The 25,675-nt window shown below is 69.8% G+C and carries 19 protein-coding genes and 4 pseudogenes; 11 read left to right on the top strand and 12 right to left on the bottom strand.

The features are described from left to right. Positions 1-73 precede the first annotated feature (73 nt). The 4 genes from JIX56_RS01080 to JIX56_RS01095 form a co-directional block, all read right to left on the bottom strand. Positions 74-1,000: a carbohydrate ABC transporter permease gene (locus tag JIX56_RS01080; protein ID WP_257536848.1), complete on the bottom strand. Its 927-nt coding sequence runs from the start codon at positions 998-1,000 to the stop codon at positions 74-76. Then, positions 997-2,052: an ABC transporter permease gene (locus JIX56_RS01085; protein WP_257536849.1), complete on the bottom strand. Its 1,056-nt coding sequence runs from the start codon at positions 2,050-2,052 to the stop codon at positions 997-999. The genes JIX56_RS01080 and JIX56_RS01085 overlap by 4 nt, the downstream gene beginning before the upstream one ends. Continuing rightward, positions 2,052-3,716 (bottom strand): extracellular solute-binding protein, encoded by a 1,665-nt coding sequence (locus tag JIX56_RS01090; RefSeq protein WP_257536850.1) that lies wholly within the window; start codon positions 3,714-3,716, stop codon positions 2,052-2,054. Before JIX56_RS01090 ends, JIX56_RS01085 begins: the two co-directional genes overlap by 1 nt. A 595-nt stretch (positions 3,717-4,311) precedes the next feature. Then, on the bottom strand, positions 4,312-6,453 hold the full coding sequence (locus JIX56_RS01095; protein WP_257536851.1) for a beta-galactosidase: 2,142 nt from the start codon (positions 6,451-6,453) through the stop codon (positions 4,312-4,314). A gap of 225 nt (positions 6,454-6,678) precedes the next feature. Between JIX56_RS01095 and JIX56_RS01100 the strand changes: the two genes are divergently transcribed. The 4 genes and pseudogenes from JIX56_RS01100 (at position 6,679) to JIX56_RS01115 (ending at position 14,199) form a co-directional block, all read left to right on the top strand. Beyond that, positions 6,679-8,070: a GH1 family beta-glucosidase gene (locus JIX56_RS01100; RefSeq protein ID WP_257536852.1), complete on the top strand. Its 1,392-nt coding sequence runs from the start codon at positions 6,679-6,681 to the stop codon at positions 8,068-8,070. Beyond that, positions 8,067-10,349 carry an alpha-xylosidase gene (gene yicI, locus JIX56_RS01105; RefSeq protein WP_257536853.1) on the top strand — a complete coding sequence of 761 codons (2,283 nt, stop codon included), beginning with the start codon at positions 8,067-8,069 and terminating at the stop codon, positions 10,347-10,349. The genes JIX56_RS01100 and yicI overlap by 4 nt, the downstream gene beginning before the upstream one ends. A 338-nt stretch (positions 10,350-10,687) precedes the next feature. Further along, a complete protein-coding gene (locus JIX56_RS01110) occupies positions 10,688-13,126 on the top strand; it encodes a SpoIIE family protein phosphatase (RefSeq protein ID WP_257550690.1) in 2,439 nt (812 codons plus the stop codon). Between the two features lie 72 nt (positions 13,127-13,198). Next, positions 13,199-14,199: pseudogene (locus JIX56_RS01115) on the top strand (IS5 family transposase). 37 nt (positions 14,200-14,236) lie between these two features. Here the strand turns inward: JIX56_RS01115 and JIX56_RS01125 are convergent. The 3 genes and pseudogenes from JIX56_RS01125 to JIX56_RS01135 all read right to left on the bottom strand — a co-directional run bounded on the left by JIX56_RS01125 (position 14,237) and on the right by JIX56_RS01135 (position 17,851). Continuing rightward, a pseudogene (locus JIX56_RS01125) lies at positions 14,237-15,369 on the bottom strand (IS630 family transposase). Positions 15,370-16,250: 881 nt separating this feature from the next. Further along, positions 16,251-16,499, bottom strand: a pseudogene (locus tag JIX56_RS01130) (RICIN domain-containing protein); the annotation flags it as partial. Between the two features lie 161 nt (positions 16,500-16,660). Beyond that, the gene (locus JIX56_RS01135) at positions 16,661-17,851 is read right to left on the bottom strand and encodes a GDSL-type esterase/lipase family protein (RefSeq protein ID WP_443031729.1); all 1,191 of its coding nucleotides are present in this window, start codon (positions 17,849-17,851) and stop codon (positions 16,661-16,663) included. Between JIX56_RS01135 and JIX56_RS01140 the strand changes: the two are divergent. After that, positions 17,777-17,959, top strand: a pseudogene (locus JIX56_RS01140) (helix-turn-helix domain-containing protein); the annotation flags it as partial. The gene JIX56_RS01135 and the pseudogene JIX56_RS01140 sit on opposite strands and share 75 nt — an antisense overlap. 94 nt (positions 17,960-18,053) lie before the next feature. On the opposite strand, the gene JIX56_RS01145 reads toward JIX56_RS01140, so the two are convergent. The 5 genes from JIX56_RS01145 to JIX56_RS01165 all read right to left on the bottom strand — a co-directional run bounded on the left by JIX56_RS01145 (position 18,054) and on the right by JIX56_RS01165 (position 21,142). Beyond that, entirely contained in the window at positions 18,054-19,094 is a 1,041-nt protein-coding gene (locus tag JIX56_RS01145) for an LLM class flavin-dependent oxidoreductase (protein WP_257536855.1), read from the bottom strand. Between the two features lie 17 nt (positions 19,095-19,111). Next, a complete protein-coding gene (locus tag JIX56_RS01150; protein ID WP_257536856.1) occupies positions 19,112-19,750 on the bottom strand; it encodes an NAD(P)-dependent oxidoreductase in 639 nt (212 codons plus the stop codon). A gap of 29 nt (positions 19,751-19,779) precedes the next feature. Continuing rightward, positions 19,780-20,151, bottom strand: a complete 372-nt coding sequence (locus JIX56_RS01155) for a DoxX family protein (RefSeq protein ID WP_257536857.1) — start codon at positions 20,149-20,151, stop codon at positions 19,780-19,782. 79 nt (positions 20,152-20,230) lie between these two features. After that, positions 20,231-20,911 (bottom strand): SDR family NAD(P)-dependent oxidoreductase, encoded by a 681-nt coding sequence (locus JIX56_RS01160; protein ID WP_257536858.1) that lies wholly within the window; start codon positions 20,909-20,911, stop codon positions 20,231-20,233. 90 nt (positions 20,912-21,001) lie between these two features. Beyond that, on the bottom strand, positions 21,002-21,142 hold the full coding sequence (locus JIX56_RS01165; RefSeq protein ID WP_257536859.1) for a hypothetical protein: 141 nt from the start codon (positions 21,140-21,142) through the stop codon (positions 21,002-21,004). Positions 21,143-21,241: 99 nt separating this feature from the next. Between JIX56_RS01165 and JIX56_RS01170 the strand changes: the two genes are divergently transcribed. From JIX56_RS01170 to JIX56_RS01195, 6 genes are all read left to right on the top strand, one after another. Continuing rightward, positions 21,242-21,445, top strand: a complete 204-nt coding sequence (locus tag JIX56_RS01170) for a TetR/AcrR family transcriptional regulator (RefSeq protein ID WP_257536860.1) — start codon at positions 21,242-21,244, stop codon at positions 21,443-21,445. Between the two features lie 30 nt (positions 21,446-21,475). Continuing rightward, complete coding sequence (locus JIX56_RS01175) at positions 21,476-21,649, top strand: hypothetical protein (RefSeq protein ID WP_257536861.1); 174 nt, start codon at positions 21,476-21,478, stop codon at positions 21,647-21,649. A 93-nt stretch (positions 21,650-21,742) separates the two neighbouring features. Further along, on the top strand, positions 21,743-21,934 hold the full coding sequence (locus JIX56_RS01180; protein WP_257536862.1) for a hypothetical protein: 192 nt from the start codon (positions 21,743-21,745) through the stop codon (positions 21,932-21,934). A 171-nt stretch (positions 21,935-22,105) separates the two neighbouring features. Then, the gene (dctA, locus tag JIX56_RS01185) at positions 22,106-23,536 is read left to right on the top strand and encodes a C4-dicarboxylate transporter DctA (protein WP_257536863.1); all 1,431 of its coding nucleotides are present in this window, start codon (positions 22,106-22,108) and stop codon (positions 23,534-23,536) included. Continuing rightward, positions 23,536-24,669 carry a glycerate kinase gene (locus JIX56_RS01190; protein WP_257536864.1) on the top strand — a complete coding sequence of 378 codons (1,134 nt, stop codon included), beginning with the start codon at positions 23,536-23,538 and terminating at the stop codon, positions 24,667-24,669. The genes dctA and JIX56_RS01190 overlap by 1 nt, the downstream gene beginning before the upstream one ends. 66 nt (positions 24,670-24,735) lie before the next feature. Further along, entirely contained in the window at positions 24,736-25,656 is a 921-nt protein-coding gene (locus tag JIX56_RS01195; RefSeq protein ID WP_257536865.1) for a LysR family transcriptional regulator, read from the top strand. The last annotated feature ends 19 nt before the right edge of the window (positions 25,657-25,675 follow it).

Below are 25,675 nucleotides of genomic sequence, written 5' to 3' on the forward strand. Positions count from 1 at the left end.
GAACTTGCGCGACCAGCCACGACGAACCCGCAGTCGCCAACCGGTACACGCACCCCCACTCAATAGGCGCCGGTCAGCCCTTGATGGCCCCCGTGAGCATGCCCTTCTTGAAGTGGCGTTGGACGAAGGGGGAGGCAACCGCGACGGGGGTCAGCGCGAGGACCATGACGGCCATCTGCAGCCCCAGGGCGGAGAGTTCGCCGGTGTGGACCGCCTGCTGGAGGCCGGTCGGCGCTTCGGTGCCCTTCTGGACCAGCTGGATGAGCACGTTCTGCAGCGGCAGCATCTCCTGGTCGGTGAGGTAGATGGAGGCGTTGAACCAGGCGCTCCAGTAACCGACCGCGTAGAACAGGGAGATGACCGCGATCACCGCCCGCGACAGCGGCATGATGATGGTCAGCAGGATCCGCAGCTCGCCGGCCCCGTCGATGCGGGCGGACTCGGTGAGTTCGGGCGAGATCCCCATGAAGAAGGCCCGCAGGACGAGGACGTTGAAGACGCTGACCGCGCTCGGCAGGATCAGCGACAGATAGGTGTCGGTGAGGCCGAGCGCCTGCACGAGGAGGTACGTCGGGATGAGGCCGGCCCCGAAGAACATGGTGGCCATGATGGTCATCAGGAAGTACCGGTGCCCGAGGCTCCCCGGCCGGGAAAGGCCGTAGGCGCCGAGGACCGAGACCGCCATGGAGAACAGGGTGCCGAAGAAGGTGACCCCGACCGAGACCATGATCGCCCGGCTGACCTGGCCGCCGCCGAGCAGTTCCGTGTAGTTGACGAAGGTGATGCCGCGGGGGATCACGACCAGGCCGCCGGCCTGGTCGATCACCGGTTTCGGGGAGAGGCTGGTGACGATGACGATCCACAGCGGACCGAGGACGCCGAGGCAGCACAGGAGCAGCAGGCCGCCCTTCGCGGTGAGTCCGGCCTTGCTGGGCGGCTCCTCCCACACCGGCCGGGGCGGCGCCTTGAGGCTGCGGATGAGCGTGGTGTCGAGACTCATTTCTTGTACACCCCCTGCTCGCCCAGGAGATGCGCGAACTTGTTCGCGCCCAGGACGAGAGCGACGCCGATGAGCCCCTTGACGAGGCCGACCGCCGCCGCGTAACTGAAGTCGCCGTTCTGGATTCCCATGTTCCATACGTAGGTGTCGAGGACCTCACTGGCTCCCGCGCCGACCGCGTCCCGCTGGAGCAGGAACTGCTCGAAGCCGACGCTCAGCGCGTCGCCCACCCGCAGGACCAGCAGCAGCGCGATCACCGGGCGCAGTGCGGGCAGCGTCACGTGCCACATGCGCCGCCAGCGCCCGGCGCCGTCCATGGCGGCGGCCTCGTACAGATCCGTGCTGACGGCGGAGAGCGCGGCGAGGAAGACGATGATCCCCCAGCCGGCGTCCTTCCACACGGCCTCCGCGGTGACCAGCCACTTGAACAGGTCCGCATTGGTCATCAGATCGAAGCCGCTCCAGCCGTGGCTCTCCAGGGTCTGGGCGATGATGCCCGCGCCGCCGAAGATCTGCTGGAAGACGGTGATCACAAGGACCCAGGAGAAGAAGTGCGGCAGGTACATGATCGCCTGTGCCACGGCCCGCACCCGGGGCCGGATCACGCTGTTGATGAGCAGCGCGAGGGCGATGGGCACGGGGAAGAACAGCACGAGCTGGATCACGAACAGGACGAGGGTGTTCTGCGTGGCATCCCAGAACAGCGGGTCCTCGACCATCCGCTCGACCTGGTCCAGGCCGACCCACGGGCTGTGGAAGATCGCCGTGATCCCGTTGCCGGCGATGTACGGGTCGTACTCCTGGAAGGCGATGACGTTGCCGAGCAGCGGGACGTAGTGGAAGACCAGCAGCAGCGCGACGAGGGGCAGCGTCATCAGGATGAGCGCACGGTCGCGGTGCCACCGGACCCGGAACGGGACCTTGCCGGCCTTGCCCGGCCCGCGCGTCGCCCGCCTCTTCGTCACCTCCGCGGCGGCGACCGCGGCCGCCGGCTCCTCGACGGCCGCGGGGGGACGGGTCCCCTCCGGCCTGCTCCCGGTGGTGAGCGACATCAGTTGCCACTGCCGTTCTTGTCGAGGAGCTCCTTGTACCAGTCGCGCAGCTTGTCACCGCCGGAGGACTTCCAGTTGGCGATGAAGTCCTGGACGTCGGACATCTTCTTGTGGCCGCGCACGTAGTCGATCTGCAGCTGCTCGAGCTGGCTGGAGAGGTTGGCGTAGCGGGCCGGCTCGATGACGGTCATGCCGTAGATGGAGGTCTTCTTCATGAAGGCACCCATCCGCTGCTGCCACTCGACCTGCGCGCGGGCGATACGGGGGAGGTCGGGGTGGGCCTCGTAGGGCGCCGGGTGCGCCAGCATCGCCCAGGCGTTGATCACCTCGCTGTTGCCCTGGTCGGTCTTGACCGGGACGCCGTCCTTGACCGTGTAGTGGCTGCCCTCGACGCCGTAGTCGACGAGCATCCGCTCCTTGGTGCCGTAGGGCGCTGCCGCGAAGTTCGCGGCGGCCAGGGCGTTCTCGACCGTTTCCTTGGAGGCGCCCTTGCGGATCATCGACCAGATGTTGGCGGGCGCGGACGCGTACGGCGTCGGGTTGCCGCCGTCGACGCCGAAGATGTCCATGCCGTCGATCTGGAACTCCGGGTTGGCCCGGGCCTGTTCGGCGGCCTTGACGTACCAGAACGACATGTCGCCCTTGCAGACCAGGATCTGTCCGGCGGTGAACCGCTGGCCCTCGTCGCCGGTGCGCGCCCTGTCATCGGGGTGGACCACGCCGGCGTCGAACAGCTTGCGGAGCCACGCCAGGGATTCGAGATACTCGGGACGCTCGATGCTGTACCGCAGCTTGCCGTCGTCGTCGATGTTCCAGTTGGGCGCGACGCTGAAGACGGCGCCCGCGATCCAGGAGATGTCACCGCAGGCATACACCTTGGCCCTGGCGCTGGTGGCGTCCTTGGCCCAGCTGAGGAACTCGTCGGCCGACTTGGGTACGGAGTACCCCTTCTTCTCGAAGATGTCCTTGCGGTAGTAGGGCACGATCATGCTGGCAGGGGCGGTGGGCATCGGAATGCCGCGCAGCGCGCCGCCGAAGATGCCCATGCGCCAGGCGTCGGACGGTATCGCGGCCAGGTTCGGGTACTTCTTGACCTTGTCGCCCGCCAGGTAGGGGCCAAGGTCCATGCACTTCGCGGCGACCGCACTCCCGATCTTGCTGTTGTTCAGTTCCCAGCTGGGCACGACCACCATGTCGGGCAGGGAGGTGGAGGCGAGGACGGCGCCGAGCTTCTGGCCGTAGGTCATGCCGTTCTGGTTCTGCCAGGTGACCTTGGTACCCGCCGCCGCGTCGAGCTCCTGGTAGTAGGCGCAACCGGGCTTCGGCGGGGTGCCCCAGAACGGGGACATGATCTTGACGGGGGCGCCGGTGCCGAGCTTGTCCGGGACCGAGGTGGCGAGGGCCGCGAGGTCGACCTTGCTGGTGTAGCCGGCCGCCGAACCGTTCTTCGAGGGCATGTCCGGATCGGCCACCTTGCTGGCGACGTAGGTCGGGAGCAGCTTGTCGGCGGCCTTGCCCGACGTGGTGCCCTCGCGCGAGCTGTTGTCCGAACCGCCGCAGGCGGTGAGCAGCGGCATTCCACCGGCCACCGCTGCGGTGGCGATCGCGGAGGAGGCGAGGAAGCTTCTCCGGCTCGGTCCGGAGGAAGCGGCATTCGGCGTCATTGCGTCAACCCTTCATGGCGCATCTGGACACCCAGCGGTGGGCCGTCGGCTGCGGTGTCGTGACTGGAACTGGCTGAGCTGAAAGCAGACATCCAACCACTGCGACGCGATGCGTAGTCGAAGCGCTTCGATGTTGCTGTGAGGTTAAGTGAACACCCATAGGCGCACAAGGGCCGCTTCCAAGATTCCTTCAGGGCGCTGTCGGGAGCTCTGCCTATGTCCTGCTTGATGGAACGGCGTTGCTCCCTTGACGCTCGCCTGGCGCCTGACCAGCATCGAAGCGCTTCGAAAGCTCGTACCGCTCCGTCTCAGGGGGATCCCATGTGTCCGCCCACGCGCCGCACGCACCAGCACCTTTCCGCGATCCGCGGCTGCCTTCCGCGAAGCGCATCGACGATCTGCCGGCGCGGCTCACGCCCGACGAAGAGATGGGATGGCTACGACCGCGTGGGCCGGCCTCCGCGGCGACCAGGACGTCCTGCTCGGGGACGCGAAGGGCCGATGAATTCGGCCAGGGCGTGCCGACAGACCGACGCCGGGTTCGTTGTCGGCCTGTCGGCCTGTCGGCCTGTTTCCGGTGCCGCGGTGGCGGATGTCACCGGTCCTGCGCGGCCGGCCCCGGTGCGGCGGCGAGGACGCGGACGTCCCAGGCGCCGAGCCCCACGGGCGTACCGGCCGGGACCGCGCTGCCGTCCAGGGCGTCGGTCAGGTCCACCGGGGCCTGGGCGGTGGCCGGCTGCCAGCTCCAGTTGTGGACGACATGGACGCGCCGGCCGTCGGGGGCGGTGCCGGTGGCGACGGTGACCGAGTCCGGCAGGTCCTGCCAGCCGCTGCACGGGGAGGGCGCGAGCCACTTGGCAAGGGCGCGGGCCAGATCGCGGCCGGGCACGGTGCCCACGCAGGTGACGCGGCCCGCGCCGTGGCGGCGGGTGGTGACGGCGGGCCAGCGCCCGAAGTGCGGGTGGTCGTACTCGGCCAGGACGTCGGCGTCCTCGACGGCCAGGCCCTCCACCCAGCGGGTGGCCACCGCGTCGGCGGGCAGCTGGAGCGGGCTGCCCGGTGCGGTGCGCAGCGGCAGGTCGGCGTGCAGGTTGCTGAACTCGTCGTACCGGACGCCCGCGGCCCGCGCCAGTCGCGCCGGCGTCACCTCGTGGCGTGCCCGCGCCTCATGGTCGCCGTAGCCGGTGCGGGGACCGAGGACGAGGTGGCCGCCCGCCTCCGCGTAGGCGCCGAGCCAGTCGAGCATCCCGTCGCCCGCCACGTACAGCCCGGGAGCGATGAGCACGGGGTGCAGCTCGGCCGCCGACTCCGGTGCCAGGCCTGGGCGTTCGCCGCGCGCGTCGTGCAACTGACGGGCGTGCAGGATCCGTACCTGGCGCCCCGCCTCGAACGCGCCCCGGTAGAACGGGTCGAAGATGCCCTCGTACGCGCCCCTGTCCGGACCGCCGTCGGGACCCGCGAGCGGCGGGTACTTGTTCATCAGCCACTTGCTCGGCGCCGAGTACACCATCGCGATGTCGGCGTCCGGTGTGATCCCGGCGACCAGGTCTCCGGCCCGCTCGAACTCCGCTCCCAAACGGGCGAGTTCACCGTAGGCGCGGCCCGGCCGTCCGCTGTGCGGGAGGATCCCGCCCCAGTACGTCTCGGTGCCGAAGTGCAGCGTGTGCCAGTGCCAGTACTCGATCATGCGGGCCCCGCGCGCGACCAGCGCCCACGCGGCCTGCCGCCACTGCCCGTCGAAGGCGGGCCGGTTGTCCGAAGTGCCGCCGATGGCCTGGGCGTTGGTCTCCGTGATCAGGAACGGCTCCTGGCGCGAGGAGTAGATCCGGTCGGCGCTCTGGTGCAGCGCCCATGCCCCGTACGACATCCACTGCCCCGGCAGCTTCTCGTGCGGAGGCTCCGGCATGGTGAGGCTGTCCTGCATGTCGTAGTACGGGTTGCCCGCGGTGACGTCCAGGCTGTCGGTGAGTTCGTCGTCCTCCAGGCCGGGAGACCAGTAGGCCAGGCACGTGGTGACGAACTGGCCGGGCCTCGCGTACTCACGCACGATGCCGGCCTGCCAGGCGATGAACTCGGTGGTCTGCCGGGCCTGGAACGCCCGCCAGGCCAGGTCGTACTGCGGCTGTGCGTTGCCCTCCGGCTTCCACAGGTCGGCCCAGGTGGACAGTCGGTGCGACCAGTACACAAGACCCCACTCGCGGTTGAGGGTCTCCACATCGCCGTACCGCTGCCGCAGGTCGTCCACGAACCGCTGGAAGACACCGTGGTTGTGCGGCAGCCGGGGGCCCGGCTCGTTGTCGACCTGGAAACCGATGACCGCGGGATGATCGGCGTAACGGGCCGCGATCGCGCGGATCACCCGCTCCGCGTGGAAACGGAAGGCCGGGTGCGTGATGTCGACCTCCTGCCGGCCACCCCACGCGGCGCGCCGCCCGGTGGCGTCCTCGGCGGCGATCTCCGGGTACTGCCGGGCCAGCCACGGCGGCACCGCGTAGGTGGGAGTTCCGAGGACGACGGAGATGCCGCGCTCATGGGCGCCATCGAGGACGGGTTGCAGCCAGTCGAGTTCGAACCGGCCGTTCTCCGGTTCCCAGGTGGACCAGACCGACTCGCCGACGCGGATGACGGTGAAGTTCGCCTCCGCCATGAGATCGAGGTCGGTCGTGAGCCGCTCGTACGGCTGGTACTCGTGGTAATAGGCGGCGCCGAACAGGACGCGCGCGGGCAGATCAGTCATGCGAAGCCCTTGAGAGACGAGTGGATCCCGGCAGTCGAGACGGGAAAGTGGTGCAGTCGAAGCGCTTCGATTGAGATGCAAGTTAATGAGGAATTTCTGGCGAAACAAGAGGCTGCAGTCACTGGAGCCGGGTTTTCCGCCAGGCATTGACATCGCATCTCAGGCAGTGGCAGCGTCGAAGCGCTTCACCAACCCAGCCTCTCCCACTCGTCGAGGTGTCCCTCCGTGGGTCCTGCTTTCCTGCCCGCCGGGTTCCGCTTCGGAGCCGCGACCGCCGCCTACCAGATCGAGGGCGCCCACGACCAGGACGGCCGCGGCCCGTCCATCTGGGACACCTTCAGCCACACCCCTGGCCGCACCCTCGGCGGAGCCACCGGCGACACCGCCTGCGACCACTACCACCGCTACCGCGAGGACATCGCCCTGCTGCGCGGGCTCGGCGTCGACGGCTACCGGTTCTCGATCGCCTGGCCCCGCGTGCTGCCCCAGGGCACCGGGCCGGTCAACGCCAAGGGCCTGGACTTCTACGACCGGCTGATCGACGAGCTGCTGGCCGCCGGTGTCGCACCCGCCGTCACGCTCTACCACTGGGACCTGCCCCAGGCCCTGGAGGACCGTGGTGGCTGGCGCGTCAGGGAGACCGCCGAGGCGTTCGCGGGGTACGCGGCCCTCGCCGCCGAGCGCTACGGGGACCGGGTGGAGCGCTGGATCACCCTCAACGAGCCGTACTGCTCCGCCCTCGTCGGCTACGCCGAGGGGCGGCACGCACCCGGCGCCGAAGAGGGACGCGGCGCACTGGCCGCCGCCCACCATCTGCTGGTCGCCCACGGCCTGGCAGTACATGAGCTGCGCACCGCGGGCGCCCGGGAGATCGGAATCACCCTCAACCTCGACCGCATCCACGCCGCCTCCGACCGGCCCGAGGACCGCGCCGCCCTGCGACGTGCCGAGACCCTGCACAACGACATCTGGACGGAACCGCTCCTCGCCCACCGCTACCCCCGGCATGAGGCCGAGACCTGGGCCGGTCTCGCCGACGGCCCCTGGCGGCTGCCCGGCGACCTGGACCTGATCGGCGCCCCGCTGGACTTCCTGGGCATCAACTTCTACCGGCCCCTCACCGTGGCCGACGCGCCCCATCGGGTGGCCGACCCCGAGCGGCGCACCGCCGTGGACGTGGGCGTGGCCGAGCTGGACCCGTACGGCACCCGGCACACCACCATGGGCTGGCCGGTCGTCCCGTCCGCGTTCACCGAACTGCTCCGTGACCTCCACGCCCGCTACCCGCACCTGCCGCCGATCTGGATCACCGAGAACGGCTCCGCGGAGGCCGACACGGTCTCACCCGACGGCCACGTCCACGACCCCGACCGCATCCGCTACCTGGCCGACCACCTCGCCGCCGTGGCCGACGCCATCGCCGCCGGCGTCGACGTACGCGGCTACTACGCCTGGTCGCTGCTCGACAACTTCGAGTGGGCGCGCGGCTACGACCAGCGCTTCGGCCTGGTCCACATCGACTACGACACCCAGGACCGCACCCCCAAGGACAGCTACCACTGGTACCGGGGCCTGATCACCGCGCACCGCGCGCGGACGGAGGAACCTGCCCGATGAAGTTCACGGACGGCTACTGGCTGATGCGTCCGGGCTGCACCGCCCGCTATGCGGCCGAGGTCGCCGACATCCGCGCCGGCGACCACCGGCTGACCCTGTACGCACCCGTGAAGCACGTGAGCCGGCGCGGGCAGACCCTCAACAGCCCGCTGCTCACCGTGGAGTGCTGGTCCCCGGCCGAGGGGATCATCGGCGTGCGGACCACCCACCACGCCGGATCGGTGCGCCGAGGACCGGACTTCGCGTTGCCCGGCGCGGGTGCGGACGCCGGCAAGGTGCGCCAGGACGGAGCGTTGCTGGAGCTGGCCTCCGGCGAACTGACGCTGCGGGTGGACACGGAACAGCCGTGGCGGCTGGAGTTCACCGCCGGCGGACGTGTGCTGACCTCCGCCGGCGAGCGTGGCACCGGTTTCGTCACCGACGCCGAGGGCCGTCACCACATGGTCGGTCAACTCGCCCTGGACGTGGGGGAACTGGTCTACGGGCTGGGTGAGCGGTTCACCCCGTTCGTCAAGAACGGGCAGGTGGTGGACATCTGGCAGGCCGACGGCGGCACCAGCAGCGAACAGGCGTACAAGAACGTCCCGTTCCACCTGACCAACCGCGGCTACGGCGTCTTCGTGAACCACCCCGGCAAGGTGAGCTACGAGGTCGGCTCGGAGAGCGTCGGCCAGGTCCAGTTCAGCGTCGAGGACCAGTCGCTGGAGTACTTCGTCGTGTACGGCCCGACCCCGAAGCAGATCCTGGAGCGCTACACCGCGCTCACCGGCCGCCCGGCCCTGCCGCCCGCCTGGGCACTGGGCCTGTGGCTGAGCACGTCCTTCACGACCGACTACGACGAGGCCACGGTGGGCCGTTTCATCGACGGCATGGCCGAGCGCGGCATCCCGCTGAGCGTCTTCCACTTCGACTGCTTCTGGATGCGCGCCTACCAGTGGTCCGACTTCGCATGGGACGCGGAGACCTTCCCCGATCCGGCGGGCATGCTGGCCCGGCTCAAGGAGCGGGGACTGCGCGTGTGCGCCTGGATCAACCCCTACATCGCCCAGAAGTCCGAGCTGTTCGAGGAGGGAATGCGCGAGGGGCACCTCGTACGCCGTCCGGACGGCGGTGTGTGGCAGTGGGACCTGTGGCAACCGGGCATGGCCCTGGTCGACTTCACCAACCCGGCGGCCCGTGACTGGTACACCGGCAAGCTGCGCTCCCTGCTCGCCCAGGGCGTGGACTGCTTCAAGACAGACTTCGGCGAACGCGTTCCCACCGACGTCGTCTGGCACGACGGCTCCGACCCGGAACGGATGCACAACTACTACACCCACCTGTACAACCAGGCCGTCTTCGACCTGCTGCGCGAGGAGCGCGGCGAGGGCGAGGCGATGCTGTTCGCCCGTTCGGCCACCGCCGGCGGCCAGCAGTACCCCGTGCACTGGGGCGGCGACTGCGACTCCCACTTCGGCGCCATGGCCGAGTCACTGCGCGGCGGGCTCTCGCTCGGTCTGTCCGGGTTCGGCTTCTGGAGCCACGACATCGGCGGCTTCGAGGGCACCCCGACGCCGACTGTCTTCAAGCGCTGGGTGCAGTTCGGTCTGCTCTCCTCGCACAGCCGCCTGCACGGGAGCAACTCGTACCGTGTGCCGTGGGACTACGGCGAGGAGGCCGTCGACGTCACCCGCGAGTTCACCCTGCTCAAGCACCGCCTTGCCCCGTACCTGCAACGCGCCGCGCAGCAGGCGCACACCTCCGGTGTCCCGGTGATGCGCGCCATGGTGCTGGAGTTCCCCGACGACCCGGCCGCCGCCGCCCTCGACCGGCAGTACATGCTCGGTGACGACCTGCTCGTCGCCCCGGTCTTCACCGACGACGGCACAGTCGAGTACTACGTGCCGGAAGGCACATGGACCAATGTGCTGACGGGCGCTCAGGTCACCGGTCCACGCTGGGCCCGTGAGCGGCACGGCTTCCATACCCTGCCGCTGCTGGCCCGCCCGGACTCGGTCATCGCGCTGGCCGCCGACGACCAGCACCCGGTCTCCGCCTGGGGGGACGGCGTCGAACTGCGGGTGCACGCCTTCGCCGACGGCGCCGAGCGCACCGTGGTGATCCCCAGCGCCGACGGCCCCGGTGAAACGGCCCGCTTCCACCTGCGCCGCCGGGGCGGCCGCCTGCACGTGACCACCGACAGCCCGCACGCGTGGCAGCTGCGGATCGACGGCCCGAACGGGGCCGTGCACACCCGGCCCGCCGGCACCGCGGAGGCCGACCTGCCGTACCCGGGCTGAACCCGACAGTCAGGGCGGGGTCCCCCGCCGAGGCCGTCGATGCCCACAGCATGCCGACGGCGAGACAGGCGACCGGGCGGGCTGGACCTCGGCGAGCGGCGCGCCACCCGCTCGCGGACGAGTCGGCCCCGTCCTTCGAGACGCGAGCGGGGGCGCGCGGCCCCCGGCCCCAGTCGCTCCGGCACCCGGCACCCGGCACCAGGCCCCAGCACCCAGCACCCAGCACCCCGAACGCACCGGCCGGAGCGCCGTGCGGCGGGGGCCGATCTAGGCTGGAAGCAGCCGCTGGAAACCAGCCCTGACGGGCACGGCTGTCCGGACGGAGGCGTGGCGTGGAGATGGCCGGCAAGCAGGACGCGCCCACTGCCGTTGCCGTGGTGGACCCGGACGGCATGGTGAGCGGCTGGAGCGAGGGGGCCCGGCTGCTGCTGGGCTGGACGGCGCAGGACACCGTCGGCCGCCCCGTGACCGACCTGCTGGCCGATCCCCCGCCACCCGGCTTCCCCGAGGGCTACGGCGCCGGCCCCGACCCCACGGGGTTCATCCCGCTGCGCCACCGGGACGGTTCCACGGTGGACGCCGTGGTGGCGGCTCAGCCGCTGTGCGGCCCCGACGGGCGGGCACTGGGTCAGGTGGTGACCGTCCAGCGCTGGGGACGCCGCCCGGTGATCGCCGACCGGGCCTTCGAGCAGTCCCCCTTCGCTCTGGGTGTTTACGACCCTGAGCTGCGGTTCCTGTGGATCAACGCCTCCTCGGGCCGGGTGATCGCGCACTCCGAGGAGCAGGTGCTCGGTAAGAAGTACCGCGAGGTGTTGCCCGAATTCGACCGCACGCTGTTTCCCGAAAGAGACGACAAGCCCTACACCGACAAGCTCGCCGAAGTGGCGAGGACGGGCGAGCCCGCGCGTCTCATCACCGTCTTCCGCCCGCGTGGCAGTGACTACGCCAACGCCTGGGCCACCAGCATCTGGCCCGTCCGAGATGAGGAGGGCAGGGTCCGCGCGGTCGCCAACTGGGGATTCGACATGAGCGCCGAGTACTGGGCTCGGCAGCGCCTGCTCCTGCTCAACGAGGCCACCCGTGGCATCGGCCGGACACTCGACGTGATCGGCACCGCCCAGGAACTGGCCAGGACCCCCGTGCCGGGATTCGTCGACCTCGTCAGCGTGGATCTCTTCGACGAGGTGCTGCGCGGAGAGGAACCGCCCTCCGCGTCCGCGTTCGCCCCCGGCGAGGCCATCGCGCTCAGCCGTGCCGCCCAGCACAGCGCCAGGGAGGACACCGACCGGGGTCCCGGGCCCACGATGCCGGTCAGCCACGCTCCCGGTTCCGTCGCCGCCCGCTGCATGGCCACCGGCAGGTCCACGGTCGAACTCGCCGCCGAGCCCGGCCAGGGCGGCGAATGGGCCTTCGGGCCCGGGCTCGCCGCCGACCCGGCGCACTGGCCCCCGGGCAACCCGTTGATCGACGGGTCCATCGCCGCGGACGGACTGACCGGCCGGATCACCGTGCCGCTCCGGGCGCGCGGCGCGCTGCTCGGCGTCGTCGCCTTCTCCCGCCGCGACCGGCCCGAGGCCTTCACCGCCGACGACCTGATCCTCGCCGAAGAGCTGACCGCCAAGGCAGCCGTCGCCATCGACAACGCCCGCCGGTACTCGCGCGAGCGCACGACCGCGCTGACCCTGCAACGCAGCCTGCTGCCGCAGGGGCTGCCGAAGCAGGAGGCGGTCGAGGTGGCATCCCGCTATTTGCCCGGCGGGACCGGCGTGGAGGTGGGCGGTGACTGGTTCGACGTCATTCCGCTGTCCGGCGCCCGGGTCGCGCTGGTCGTCGGCGATGTCGTCGGCCACGGCCTGCACGCCTCGGCCGGCATGGGCCGGCTGCGCACGGCGGTCCGCACCCTCGCCGACGTCGACCTGCCGCCGGACGAGCTGCTGACCCACCTGGACGACCTGGTCCTCCACCTCGCCAACGACCTCCAGCCCGTCGGCCCCTTCCAGCCGACCGGCGAGTCGGGGGCCACCTGTCTGTACACCGTCTACGACCCTGTCTCCCGGCGCTTCACACTGGCGAGCGCCGGCCATCCCCTCCCGCTGATCATCTCCCCGGACGGCACCATGACACCGGTACCCGCACAGCCGGGACCGCCGCTCGGCATCGGCGGGCTGCCTTTCGAGGCCACCGAGCTCGAGCTGTCCGAGGGCAGTCTGCTCGCCCTTCACACCGACGGACTGGTGCAGAGCCGCGAGCGCGATGTCGACCAGGGGATCGCCGAGCTGCAGCAGGTCCTGAACCACTCGGCCACCTCACTGGAGGCCCTGTGCGACACGGTGATGGACGCGATGCTGCCCGAACGCCGCACCGACGACGCCGCGCTGCTGCTCGCTCGCACTCACGCGCTGGATCCCCAGCACGTCGCCGACTGGGACGTAGAGCCCGACCCCGCGCAGGTGCCGCGCGCCAGGAAGTTCGCCGTCGAACAGGTGGACGCCTGGGGCCTGGAGGAGGCGTCATTCGTCACCGAACTGGTCGTCAGCGAACTGGTCACCAACGCCATCAGATACGGCGAGCCGCCGATCAGGCTGCGGCTGATTCGCGACACTTCCCTGATCTGCGAGGTCTCCGACGCCAGCAACACCGCTCCGCACCTGCGCCGGGCCCGGGCCTTCGACGAGGGCGGGCGGGGCCTGTTGCTCGTCGCCCAGCTCACCCAGGGATGGGGCACCCGGCACACCACCGACGGCAAGACGATCTGGTGCGCGCAGACCCTCCCCTAGGGCCTGTGTGAGGTCGTGATCAATTTCGGGTTCTGGTCCCGTGCGGGGGCAGAACCTGGTAGGACGCTGGGTGTGACACGCAGGCAACTCACCGACGAGCAATGGGAGTTCATCGAGCCGTACCTCCCTATAGGCGAGTACGGTCCGTACCCCGAACGGCTGCGGGAGCAGTTCGAGGGGGTGATCTGGCGGTTCCGGTCCAGCGCCCAGTGGCGCGAGATGCCCTCCGAGTTCGGACCGTGGCCGACGGTCTACGGGCGCTTTCGCGTCTGGCGGGACGCCGGGGTCTTCTCCGCTCTTCTGGAAGGCGTGATCGCGGAGGCCGCCCGCCGGGGACAGACGGACTTGTCCCTGGTCAGCGTGGACTCCACCACTGCCCGCGCCCATCACGACGCCGCCGGGATGCGTATCGGCAAGGAGGTCATGGACGCCCTTGAAGAAGCTGCCGCCGAGCAGGAGCGGGCCCGGCAAAAGGGGGCGGCACGCCAGAACAGATCGGACAGGACGGCAGGGACGGCCCCGAGCGGGAAGAGCGGCGGCGTGTCAGGCGGCGGCGCAAGCTCCGCTTGAACCAAGCCCTGCTCGGCAGGTCCCGTGGTGGGCTGACGAGCAAGGTTCATCTCGCCGCGGACCGCAAGTGCCGTCCGCTGTCGCTCGTACTGACCGCAGGACAGGCCGCCGACAGCCCGCAGTTCGTCCCCGTGTTGCAGAAGGTGCGGGTCCGTCTGCCTGTCGGCCGCCCCCGGACCCGGCCCGACGCTGTCGCCGCGGACAAGGCCTACTCATCCCGCGCCAACCGCTCTTACCTGCGCAAACGCAACATCAAGGCCGTCATCCCGGAGAAGAAGGACCAGGCCGCCAACCGGAAGAAGAAGGGCAGCCGGGGCGGCCGCCCCACATGCCACGACGGCGATCTTTACAAGGAGCGGAACACCGTCGAGCGGCTCATCAACAAGTTGAAGGCATGGCGAGGCGTCGCGACTCGATACGACAAGTCGCCCGAGAGCTACCTCGCCGGCCTCCACCTCCGTGCCTCGATGATCTGGATCAACGACCTCCTGAAGGCTGACTGATCACAACGTCACACAGGCCCTAGTTGCTAGTGCCGCATCAGGCAACGTTCGCCCCGTCGACGACGGCGCGGAGGCGCTGGTCGTCGGCGTGGCGGTTTCGCCAGATGATGTAGCGGCGGATCATGCTGCCCTGCTCTATGTGGTCCACGTGGTCGGCGCCGTCGAGGGTGAAGTAGCGCAGGGCGGTGAACTGGGCCTCAATCCGATTCAGCCAGGAGCTGTTGGTGGGCGTGTAGGCGATCTCGACGTTGTTCGCCGCTGCCCAGGTGCCGACGCGCTGGCACTTCTTCGCGGTCAGGTGTGGGGAGAAGTTGTCGCAGACGATCGCGATGCGGATCCCGGGCGGGTAGAGGGTTCGCAGTAGCGGCAGAACTCCAGGAATTGTGTGCGCTTCTTGACGGGCTTGATGTGCCCTTAGAGCTTGTTTTTGGCCAGGTCCAGTGCGGCGAACAGGTGCCGTACCCCGCCGTAGCGGTTGTAGGTGGCCCGGCGCCTGCGGCGGGGTTCGCGGTCGGGGTCTTTGTGCCTGCCACCGCGTTCGGCCCGCTGCCGGCCCTGGTGTGGCATCAGGTTGAGCGGCCCGAACTCATCCACGCAGAAGACGACTTCGGGCTCGCCGTCCTCGGCCATGACTTCGCCGTCGGCGATTGCGTAGAGGTGCTCGACGCTGGCCTTCTTCGCGGCATAGTCCGGGTCGCGGGAGGTTTTCCAGGTCTTTATGCGTTGAAAGGAGACGCCCTCCTCGCGGAGCAGGATGCGCAGGCCCTCGTGGCTGATGTCGTCGACCACCCCCTCGGCGACCAGGAAGTCCGCCAGCTTGGCCAGGCTCCAGGTCGAGAACGGCAGGCCGTGCTCGGCCGGCTTCGACTTGGCGATCTTCTTGATCTCGCGGCGCTCGGGCAGTGTGAACGTCTTCGGCCGTCCGCCCTTGTACTTCGGGTAGAGCGAGGCGAAGCCGTCGGCGTTGAAGTTGTGGATCACGTCGCGGACCCGATCCTCGCTGGTGAACGTGACCTCGGCGATCTTCGCCACTGGCATGCCCTGAGCGGACAGCAGGATCATCTGAGCTCGCCGCCAGGTCACCACCGACCCGGTGCCCCTGCGGATGATCCGCAGAAGCCGTCTGCCTTCTTCCTCATCGATCTCACGGACACGTACTCGTTCTGCCACCCGCACAGCCTGACGGCCACGCGCCGCCCGGAACCGGACCCGAGGAGCGCGTCACATCACGACCGGGCAACGTTGCTTGGTGCGGCACTGGGTGGAGATCCGCATGCCAGGCCGCAGCCCTTGCCCAACTCGACTACCGGCCTTGACCAGCCAGCCAGCGCCTCACCTCCTGCCAAGCGGCCCGCCCCTCTGCCTCCGCGCCCCACCACCAGGAGAAAGGCGAGTCGCCCGAAGCCAGCTCCTCCCGCCACCGGTGGACGCTCTCATCCAGGTGCTGACGGGCGATCGGGCCCTTCTCCATCTCCCAGCGGGCCAGCCACGGGGTGGCTGAGGACCCCGCCGTCACGCAGCTCTCGAATACCTCGGATGCCGAGGTCGGCGGAGATTTCGTCCGCAGGGTCCTGGTCCACCACGCGTCCAGGAAACCCGCGACGGCCTGGGCCTGCTGTCGGGGCCACTGGGGCCAGCCTGACGCGGCCAGTCCCCGAGCCATGAGGTCAGACTCGTGCTCCCCCTCAGCCAGGATCGAGACGAGCTCTGGCAAAACCCGTCTGATGATCGCAGGCTGGTCGCCCCAGTGGGAAGGATGCTTCTGGGCAACGCGGCGGGCAAGATCCGCTGGGAGTGGGACATCGGGAGTCCGCAGCAGCCCAACCTCGCCCGCATCGAAGCACCGGCCGCAGCCGGCCTCGTCCACTCGGGCCGTCATGCCGCCGAAGACTTTCGCGACCCTGGCCACCGCAGCGGCGAGGACATCGGTATCCGGAAGAGTCACAAGGCATCCCGTCAAAGCTCCAGCAGGTCGCCCCAACCGAAGAGAGCGACGCTACCAGGCGACACCACTCCACGGCCGAACAGGGCGAACACTGCCGGATACGGCACTAGTTGCCCAAAATGCGCCACCGGTTGTCGGCCGTGCCATTGTCCGAGTCCTGGGCTGCGAACGCGCCGACAGCGGTGGAGTTGTTCGCGATGGCGAGCAACTTGCCGCTGTGCGCGTTGCGGATCTTGTAGGTCCCGTCTCCCTGGTCGAGCAGCGTCCAGGTGTGGTCGGCGGTGCCGGTGTCCGACCACTGCAGGACGGTCGCGTTGTCAGCCGTGGACATGTCCTGGATGCCCAGCACGAGACCGGGGAATGGCCGCTCGGGCGGGAGAACTGCCGATGAGGGATCCGGTGGCGGAGGCTGCGGCGGTGGCCCCGGCGACTTGCAGGAGGCGCCGTCTGCTGACGGAGGAAGACATCTTGCACCCCTTTCCGTGGGGGAAGAGCGGTGAACAGCGGTCGGTGCCGTCACCAACCTGTCGGCAGACCGGCGATGAACGAGGTGAGCCGGTCGGCGATGAGCCGGTCGTCACGGGCCGAGTAGTGCCAGTCGCAGCCGAGGAAGTCCAGGCCCGAGTCGTCGAGGAACCAGTAGCGAACCCCGCTGTCGCCGGCGTCGTTGCGTGCCTTGACCACCTGTTGGACATGGCCGGCGTACTGGCCGGCGCCGACTGCCACGATGCTCGTCCCGACCCCGTAGCGCGTACGCAGCTTCTGGAGGAAGTCGCCGTAGGCACTGCGGTAGCCGGCCGCGAGGCTGTCGGGCGTCCACGGCTCACCGGGGTTGACGGCGGTCGAGAAGTCGTTGGTGCCGAGGTTGACCACGACGACCTGGGGGCGCCAGGTGCCCGGGTTCTGCCAGACGTCGCCGGACACGTTCTGCAGGGCACGGTCGTAGAAGGTCCGGTACGTGACGTCCGGCTGGCTTCCGTTGACGTTGCGCACCATGCCGAGGCCCGAGTAGCCGTTGATCTGGTAGTCGGCGTTCAGTTGCCGGGCGGTGAGGGCGCCGTAGCTCACATCGGAGTTGGTGGTCCGCTTGAGCTGCTCCCAGGTGCAGGTGCGGGAGGTCGAGAGGTTGCCGTAGCCCACCGTGAGGGAGTCGCCGATGAACTCGATCTGGCGGCTGCGGGCGGCCGGTTTGCTCAGTACGGCACCGCCGGGCGCTGCGACGAAGCCGCCGAACGCGCTGGTGTCGCCCGGGGTGTCGTTGCGCTTGACGAGCCGGACGGTGTGCGTGCGGTCCTGCAGGCCGTTGATCCAGTGCGTGGTGTTGCCGGGAGTCACGAGCGTGGCGACGGTGGCTCCGTCGATCTGGACGTCGTAGTCGGCGGCCGAGTCGCTGAGCACGATCCCCACGCCGGTGCCGCTGACGCGGCCCTCGAAGTAGACGCCGGGCCAGCTGTACCGCACCGTGTTTCCGGCGTCCTTGACCCGCCCCGCGGTGTGCACCTGCGCCAGCACTCCCGACGTGCGGACCAGTTGCCACTGCTGGTTGGCGCCGCCCCAGTCGGTGAACTGCACGACCTTGGCGCCGTCCGCGGTGGAGGCGTTCTGGACCTCGACGGCCTTGCCGCTGCTGCGCGGGTGTTCCGTGCCGAAACCGGCCGAACGGTCGTGTCGTACATCCGGCACCGACGCCTTCAACGCGCCCGCCACCTGCTCTTGTCCTCCACCTTGTCCATCACCGCCATCGCCGCGGCCGTGGGCATCGTCGGTCTCCAGGCCTTCAACAAAGCCTGCCGCACCACGGGCTGTGCCACTCCTTCGCCCGCAGACCTCTCACACACTGGTCGGGGGCGCCTCGTAAGGCGGAGATCGCTAGGCGGCGGGTGGCCTCCGTGGCGAGGACGGCTCCGGCTCATGGTTTCGCTGGCTCGGCGCGGATCTGAGGGAGCACCTTCGTGCCGAGCAGTTCGATGGCGCGCAGGAAGTCGCGCTGCGGCATACCGCCGACGTCCATCTGGAGGATCTGGCGGGTGTGGCCGAGCAGCCCGTGCAGGTGGAGGATGCGGTCGGCGATCTCGTCGGGGCTGCCGACGAAGACCATGCCGTCGGGGCCGTAGGTCGCGGCTCGGTCGGTGCGCGAGGGGGCGGGGCGGCCCAGTGCGGCCATGCCCTCGGCCATCATCCGGTGCTCGTACTCCAGGTAGGTCGACCGGGCCTGGGTACCGGACTCGGCGACGAACCCGTGCACGGCGACCGCGATGTCGGCCCGCTCGGCGGGATGTCCGGCCTGGGCCCAGGCGGCGCGGTAGGCGTGCCCGTACCGGGCCCAGTGCTCGGGGGTGCCGCCGAGGACGCCGAGGAACATCGGCAGACCCAACTCGACGGCTCGGCCCACCGAGCCGGGACTGCCGCCGGTGCCCAGCCAGATCTTCAGCGGCTCCTCGGGGCGGGGAAAGACAGTGACATCCTGCAACGGCCGTCTGCGGTGCGGGCCGTTCCAGGTGACGTTCTCGCCGGCGTTGACGGCCGTCAGCAGGTCGAGTTTGGAGGCGTACAGCAGGTCGTAGTCGTGCTCGTCGTGGTCGAACAGCGGGAATGTGATCGTCGACGAGCCGCGTCCGGCGACCAGCTCGATGCGACCGGGAGCGATCGACGCGGCGGTCGCGAGCTGTTGGAACACCCGGATCGGGTCGTCGGTCGACAGGACGGTGACCGTGGTGCCGAGCTTGATCCGGTGGGTGGCGGCCGCGGCGGCGTTGACCACCGAGGTGGGCGAGGACAGTGGCATCGCCCGTATGTGGTGCTCGCCGACCCCGAAGAAGTCCAGGCCCACCTCGTCGGCGAGCTTGATGGCCTCCAGCACATCGCGGAGGGCCTGGGCGGTGGGGCCGCGGCTGCCGTCCGCACGGCGCGGGGTGTTGCCGAAGGAGTAGACGCCGAGTTCGAAGGTCATGGCGGGCCGGTCCTGAGTCAGTTGCTGATGGCGGGCATGGCCCGCCGGTAGCGGGTGTCGGTGAGCTGGAGGACGAGGAACGCGGCGATGTCGGCGCGGCTCATGGTGGAACCGACCCGGTCGTGGCCGAGGAACCCGGACCGGATACGGCCGGTGGCGGGCTTGTGGGTGGGGTTGGTGATGCGGGCGATGGTGTAGTCGAGATCCGAGTCGGTGACGGCCTGGGTCATGCCCTTCAGCTCGGCCAGGGCCTGGGGGAACATCAGCCCGGCCGCGACGGGCAGCACCTTGTGTTTCCAGTGCGGCTTGTCCTGCGGATCGGCCAGTGAGGGCGTGGCCAGGCCGATGAAGCGGGTGACCTTCTGGGCCTCCATGGCCTGCACGATGGTGCGGGTGCCGTCGGTCACCTGGGTGCCAGTCGTGGACCGTTTCAGGGAGGGGCCGAGCGCGCTGATCACCGCGTCGGCGCCGCTGAGGGCCTGTTGGACAGCGTCGCGGTCGGACAACTGGCCGGTGACGGACGTGAGTTGGGAGTGGGTGAGGTCGAGCTTGGCGGGGGTGCGGACCAGGGCGGTGACCTGGTGGCCGTCGTCCAGGAGTTGTTGGACGACGAGGCGGCCGGTGCCGCCGGTCGCGCCGAAGACGGTGACACGCATCAGGGTGGTTCCTACAGTAGTGGTGGGGGTCAGAAGCTGTAGGGGCCGAAGCGTCCCCAGGCCACCACGGCGGCCAGGATCAGCAGGACGGCGTTGAAGGCGATCGCGCCGGGCTCCTTGCGGCGGGCGTGGGTGATCGCGGCCAGGACCATCACCACGACCAGGCCTGTCGCGGCCAGCGGGGTCAGCACGGGGGCTATGCCAGTCGCAGCGGGAAGGATCAGGCCGAGGGCGGCGGCGAACTCCACGACGCCGATGAGGCGGACGGTGCCCTGGGAGAAGTCGGCCGTCCAGGGCAACTGGCCGACCAGCTTCTCCTTGGGCTGGGTGGACTTCATGACACCGGCCATGGCGAACATGGCGGCGAGCACGGCTTGCACGATCCACAAGAAGACGTTCACGTACGGATTCCTTGCCAAGAGGGGGACGGGACAGGGAGGGAGCGGATGCCCCCTCCCGGGAGCGGCGTGGGCCGGCCGGTCAGGCGTTGAAGACGGACTCGGAGCGGTCGCGGTTTTCGTGCAGGTCCCAGTACACGGGGGCGATCTGCTCGGGCGTGGCCGTGGGGAAGCCCTCCGGGCCGCCGTCGCCGATCCAGACGTTGATCGCCACGTGTGCGGCGTGCACACCGCTGCCGGCCAGCTCCTTGTCCAGGTTGAGCACCCAGTTGCGCAGGGCCGCGGCGGCCGCGTTGACGTTGCCGAGCATGGGAATGGGGTCCACGGAGCCGCCGCCGGTGGTGAACAGCAGGGTCCCGGCGCCGGACTCCCGCATGGCGGGCAGTACGGCCTGGGCCGCCGTGACGGCGCCGTAGAAGAGGTACTCGATCTGCGGCTGCAGATTGTCCACTGTGGCCTCGGAGGGGGCGGCCAGGGTGACGCCGGGCACCGGGGAGTGCGGGGCCGGGGAGTACTCCAGTACGTCGATGCCGCCGAAGTGGGCCTTCACGGCGTCCAGGGCGGCGGTCAAGGAGGGCCTGTCCAGGACATCGGCGGTGAACGCCTCAGCGGTGATGTCTTCCTTGCCCAGCTGGTCGACCAGGGTCTGAAGCTTCTCCTTGGTGCGGGATATCAGGGCGACGTCGAAGCCGCGGCTGCCGAAGGTGCGGGCGATGGCCAGGCCCATACCGGGGCCTGCGCCGATGATGGCAATAGTGGGCATGGTCGTTTCTCTTCTCTTCTGTTGGACGTGTGTCGGGAGCAGGAGACGGCGATCTTGCCCGGGGTGCCGGCGCCGAAGGCGGCGAACGCCTCAACCGACCCCGCCGGAAGCCCCGGAGACCAGCACCGTCTCGCCCTCGACCAGGCCCACCGCGTCCAGACTCACCAGGACAGTGGCCCCGGCCTCGCCCAGCGCGCCCGCGTCCCCCGCCTTCACGGTTGCAGCACGCATGACCACACCCTTCGAATAAGTGGGACGGTCGGACCAATTTCACGGTCGCCACCGTACACCAGAAGCGGGCCGGTCGTTCCACTTGGATAGGATGAGGGCATGCCCTCGCCACCTTCTGACCAGACGCCGGGCCGACAGCCCGGCACGGGACTGCGCGCCGACGCCGAGCGCAACCGCGACCGCATCCTGGCCGCCGCCCGCCGCCTCTACGCCACGGAAGGACTCGCCGCCTCGATGGCCTCCGTCGCCCGCGAGGCAGGCGTCGGCAAGGCCACGCTCGGCCGACGCTTCGTCACCCGGTAGGAACTCGTCAACGCGGTCTTCGCCGACCTCATGGACGCCTACGCCGACGCCGTCACCGCCGCCCTGGACGACCCCGACCCCTGGCACGGATTCATGGGCTACATCCACGCCGTCTGCGCCATGCAGGCCGCCGACCGCGGCTTCGCCGACGTGCTGACCATGACCTTCCCCGCCGCCAAGGCCCTGGAGACCCGCCGCGCCTAGGCGTACCACCAACTGCTCGAACTCATCGCCCGCGCCAAGGACACCGGGCACCTGCGCGACGACTTCACCCACCAGGATGTGGTCATCCTGCTCATGGCCAACGCCGGCGTCATCGCCGCCACCGGCGACGCCGCCCCCGACACCTGGCGCCGCCTCGTCGGCCACATGCTCCGCTCCTACGCCGGCCCCGGCGCCGAGATGCCCCCGCTGCCCGAGTCCCCCGCCCCCACCGCCCTCTACCGCGCCATGATTCGCCTCTCGCGCACCGGCACGAGCACCGCCTAGGACGCACCCAGGACGCGTCCTTCGCTGGTCACACAGAGCCGAACCGATAGGCGTCGCCTATACGGGCCATCGATTTTTGGTCGTGGACCCCCCTGACTGTGCCCGGTTCACTGTGGCGGAAAGTCAGCGTGGACCGATCGGGCTCGGTGCCGCGCGATCAGGGAGGCTGCAATGACGCATACCCCGACGCACACTCCGCACAGCGAGCGAGCCGCCGCGAAACCGTGGTACCGGCAGCTGTACGTCCAGGTGCTGGTGGCGATCGTGATCGGAATCGTCCTGGGCTGGCGGTGGCCGGACCTGGCCACGTCCATGGAACCGATCGGCACCACGTTCATCACCGCGATGAAGATGCTGATCGGGCCGATCGTCTTCCTGACGATCGTCGGAGGGATAGCCGGTGTCGCCGACCTGAAGAAGGTCGGGCTCACCGGCATCAAGGCTCTGACGTACTTCCAGATCGGCACCATCGTCGCCATGCTCACCGGGCTGGTGGCAATCAACATCTTCCGCCTCGGCGACGGTGTGCACGCCGACCCCTCCTCGCTCGACACCTCGGGCGACGCGGGCGAGTACATCGAGAAGGGTGAGCACCAGCACTGGTGGGAGTTCCTGACGAACATCGTGCCGGAAAGCTTCTTCGGGCCGTTCGTGGAGGGCAGCATCCTTCAGGTCATCTTCCTGGCGGTGATCTTCGGCATCGCGCTGAAGATGGTGGGCAAGGCGGGTGAGCCGATCATCGCGGGTGTGGGGCGGCTGACCGAGGTCGTGTTCAAGGTGCTGTCGTTCGTGATGAAGGCCGCGCCGCTCGGCGCCTTCGGCGCGATGTCGTACGCCATCGGAAAGTTCGGCCTGTCCACGCTGACCAGCCTCGGTTCGCTGATCCTGCTCTTCTACGTCACCTCCGCCCTGTTCGTCGTGGTGGTGCTGGGCGGTGTGCTCGCCGCGTACGTGCGGCTGAACATCTTCCAGCTGTTCCGCTACTTCAAGGAGGAGTTCTTCCTCATCCTCGGTACGTCCACGGCCGAGCCGGCGCTGCCGGGGCTGATGCGCAAGATGCAGTTCATGGGCGTGGAGCGGTCCACGGTCGGTCTGGTGGTACCGACGGGCTACAGCTTCAACCTCGACGGTGCGGCGATCTACCTGTCGCTGGCCACCCTGTACATCGCGCAGGCCACCGACACCCCCCTGTCCGTCACCCAGCAACTCGGTCTCCTCGCCGTCATGTTGCTGACGTCCAAGGGCGCCGCCGGTGTCGCGGGCGGCGGCTTCATCGCCCTCACGGCCACCCTCTCCACGGTCGGCCACGTTCCGGCGGCGGGCATCATGCTCGTCTTCGGCATCGACAAGTTCATGTCGGAGTGCCGGGCGCTGGTGAACTTCTTCGGCAACGCCGTCGCCACCCTGTTCATCGCCCGCTGGGAGAACACCCTGGACCTCGCCAGGGCACGCGAAGTCCTCGCGGGGAGGGCCGGAGAACCGCCGACCACCACCGAGCCGAAGACTCTCGCGGCCGAGAGCCCCGAGGTGGCCGAAGCGAGTCGTCCGACCGTCACCTCACACACCGCGCACACCGCGCACACCGCCGAGGTGACCCCCTGATGGTGTCCGTACTGATCGCTCCGGACAAGTTCAAGGGCTCCCTCAGCGCCGACGACGTCGCCCACGCGTTGGCACGCGGGGTACGGGAGGGTGCCCCGCACGCGAGCGTCAGTCGGCTCGCGTTGGCGGACGGCGGAGAGGGGAGCGTGGCGGCCGCCTGCTCGGGTCGGTTCAGCCCCGAGACGATCACGGTGCCCGGGCCGACCGGGCAGCCCGTCACCGCCACGGTCGCGGTGCACGGCCGTACCGTCCTCGTCGAGGCCGCGGCCGTCTGCGGACTCGGTGTACTGCCCGACGGGCACAAGGCGCCGCTCACCGCCACCAGCCGCGGGGTCGGGCAGGCCGTCCGGTACGCGCTGGCCGGCGGGGCGGACACGATCGTCCTCGCCCTCGGCGGCGTCGCCACCACGGACGGTGGCGCGGGCCTGCTCCAGGCGCTGGGCGCCGTACTGGCACGCGAGGACGGCACCCCGATCGGCCCCGGCGGCCGAGGCCTCGGCGAACTCCACACCGTCGACCTCGGCGAACCCCGCGCCCTGCTGAGGGGAGTCGATCTCGTCCTCGCCACCGACGTGGACAACCCGCTGCTCGGACCGACCGGCACGGCCACCGTCTACGGCCCGCAGAAGGGTGCGACCACGGACGATGTGCGGGAACTGGAGGCAGCACTCGGGTGCTTCGTACGACGGCTGGAGGCGGCGGGCGTCGCGGACGCGGCCCGTCTCGCCGAAGCGCCCGGCGCCGGGGCGGCCGGCGGACTCGGCTACGCCGGGATGCTGTTGGGCGGTCGGGTGTGCTCCGGTGCGGACTACTTCCTCACCCTCCTCGGCGCCGACGAGTTGCTGACCGCGAACGACTTCGTGGTGACGGGCGAGGGGAGCCTCGACGAGCAGTCCCTGTCGGGCAAGCTGCCTGTCGCGCTCGCCCGGCGGGCACGGCGGTACGGCACCTCGGTGCACGCCGTGGCCGGCCGGTGCACGCTCCCCGCCGAGCGGACCGCCGCGCACTTCCGCTCCGTACAGGCCCTGACCGAACTCACCGACCAGGACTGCGCGAACGACCCCACCCTGTCCGTGCGGCTCCTGGAACAGTGCGGGCGGGCCCTCGCCGCCCGCTGGATCGCGGGCGCGTAGGAGCCGGCCGAGCGCCGGATAGGTTGGCCTCGCCGCAGCAGCCCAGAACGACGCGGGAGGTCACCGTTGGACGCCCGGCAGCTCGAGTACTTCCTGGCCATCGTCGAGCACGGTGGCTTCAGCAAGGCGGCTGCCGCCCTGCATGTGGCCCAGCCCTCGCTCTCCCAGGCCATGGCCAACCTGGAGGCCGACCTCGGGGTGGCCCTCTTCCACCGGGTGGGCCGGGGCGTCGTACTGAGCGAGGCCGGGGCGGAGCTGCTCGAGCCGAGCCGCCGGGTGCTGCGCGACCTGACGGCCGTCCGCGACACGGCCGCCGCGCTCGCCGGGCTGCAGGGGGGCACGGTCGAGGTGGCCACCATGCCCTCACCCGGCATCGAACCGCTCACCACGCTCATCCACCGCTTCGCGGAGCTGCACCCGTCCGTGACGGTCAGCACTCAGGCCGCCTTCACCCCCGACGAGGTTCTCTCCCTCGTCCGCAGCGGCGCGTGCGAACTGGGCCTGTTGGGCTCGGCGGGCGCCGTGAAGCCGACCGGCCTGGATGTCCTGCATGTCGAGGACCAGCCGTTCGTGGTCGTCGCCGCGCCCGGCGGGACCTTCGAGGACGGCGTCACGATCCGGCCCGAGGGCCTCGCCGGGCACAAGCTCATCGCGTCCCGCACCGGCAGTCTGATGCGCAGCATCGTCGACGACATCACCGCCGGAGGCGCCGGCACCAAGATCGTGACAGTCGTCGATCACCGCACCTCCATCCTGCCCCTGGTCCTCACCGGCGTGGGCGTCGCCGTCCTGCCGTCCTCGTGGACCCGGCTGGCCCGCCGCTGCGGGGCCGTCGTCGCGCCCATCGATTCCACGGCCCACCTGCATGTGGCGATGGTCAGCCTGCCCGCGCACCTCACCCCGGCCGCGCGCGCCTTCCTCGCCCTCACCGGGTCACTGGCCCATCTCAGGACGCGAGAGGCATCAACCGATCGGCCTGGCCTATAGGTCGCATCGGCAGCACGTC

This window comes from Streptomyces sp. CA-210063 (genome assembly GCF_024612015.1).
Taxonomy (GTDB): domain Bacteria; phylum Actinomycetota; class Actinomycetes; order Streptomycetales; family Streptomycetaceae; genus Streptomyces.

Bases quoted from the DNA above. Each gene is read 5' to 3' on its own strand.
- JIX56_RS01165 (WP_257536859.1), bottom strand. From the start codon at position 21,142: ATGCGTGCTGCAACCGTGAAGGCGGGGGACGCGGGCGCGCTGGGCGAG.
- yicI (WP_257536853.1), top strand. From the start codon at position 8,067: ATGAAGTTCACGGACGGCTACTGGCTGATGCGTCCGGGCTGCACCGCC.
- JIX56_RS01110 (WP_257550690.1), top strand. From the start codon at position 10,688: ATGGCCGGCAAGCAGGACGCGCCCACTGCCGTTGCCGTGGTGGACCCG.
- JIX56_RS01160 (WP_257536858.1), bottom strand. From the start codon at position 20,911: ATGCCCACTATTGCCATCATCGGCGCAGGCCCCGGTATGGGCCTGGCC.
- JIX56_RS01180 (WP_257536862.1), top strand. From the start codon at position 21,743: ATGGCCAACGCCGGCGTCATCGCCGCCACCGGCGACGCCGCCCCCGAC.
- JIX56_RS01090 (WP_257536850.1), bottom strand. From the start codon at position 3,716: ATGACGCCGAATGCCGCTTCCTCCGGACCGAGCCGGAGAAGCTTCCTC.
- JIX56_RS01175 (WP_257536861.1), top strand. From the start codon at position 21,476: ATGGACGCCTACGCCGACGCCGTCACCGCCGCCCTGGACGACCCCGAC.
- JIX56_RS01170 (WP_257536860.1), top strand. From the start codon at position 21,242: ATGCCCTCGCCACCTTCTGACCAGACGCCGGGCCGACAGCCCGGCACG.
- JIX56_RS01150 (WP_257536856.1), bottom strand. From the start codon at position 19,750: ATGCGTGTCACCGTCTTCGGCGCGACCGGCGGCACCGGCCGCCTCGTC.
- JIX56_RS01190 (WP_257536864.1), top strand. From the start codon at position 23,536: ATGGTGTCCGTACTGATCGCTCCGGACAAGTTCAAGGGCTCCCTCAGC.
- JIX56_RS01085 (WP_257536849.1), bottom strand. From the start codon at position 2,052: ATGTCGCTCACCACCGGGAGCAGGCCGGAGGGGACCCGTCCCCCCGCG.
- JIX56_RS01080 (WP_257536848.1), bottom strand. From the start codon at position 1,000: ATGAGTCTCGACACCACGCTCATCCGCAGCCTCAAGGCGCCGCCCCGG.
- JIX56_RS01095 (WP_257536851.1), bottom strand. From the start codon at position 6,453: ATGACTGATCTGCCCGCGCGCGTCCTGTTCGGCGCCGCCTATTACCAC.
- dctA (WP_257536863.1), top strand. From the start codon at position 22,106: ATGACGCATACCCCGACGCACACTCCGCACAGCGAGCGAGCCGCCGCG.
- JIX56_RS01145 (WP_257536855.1), bottom strand. From the start codon at position 19,094: ATGACCTTCGAACTCGGCGTCTACTCCTTCGGCAACACCCCGCGCCGT.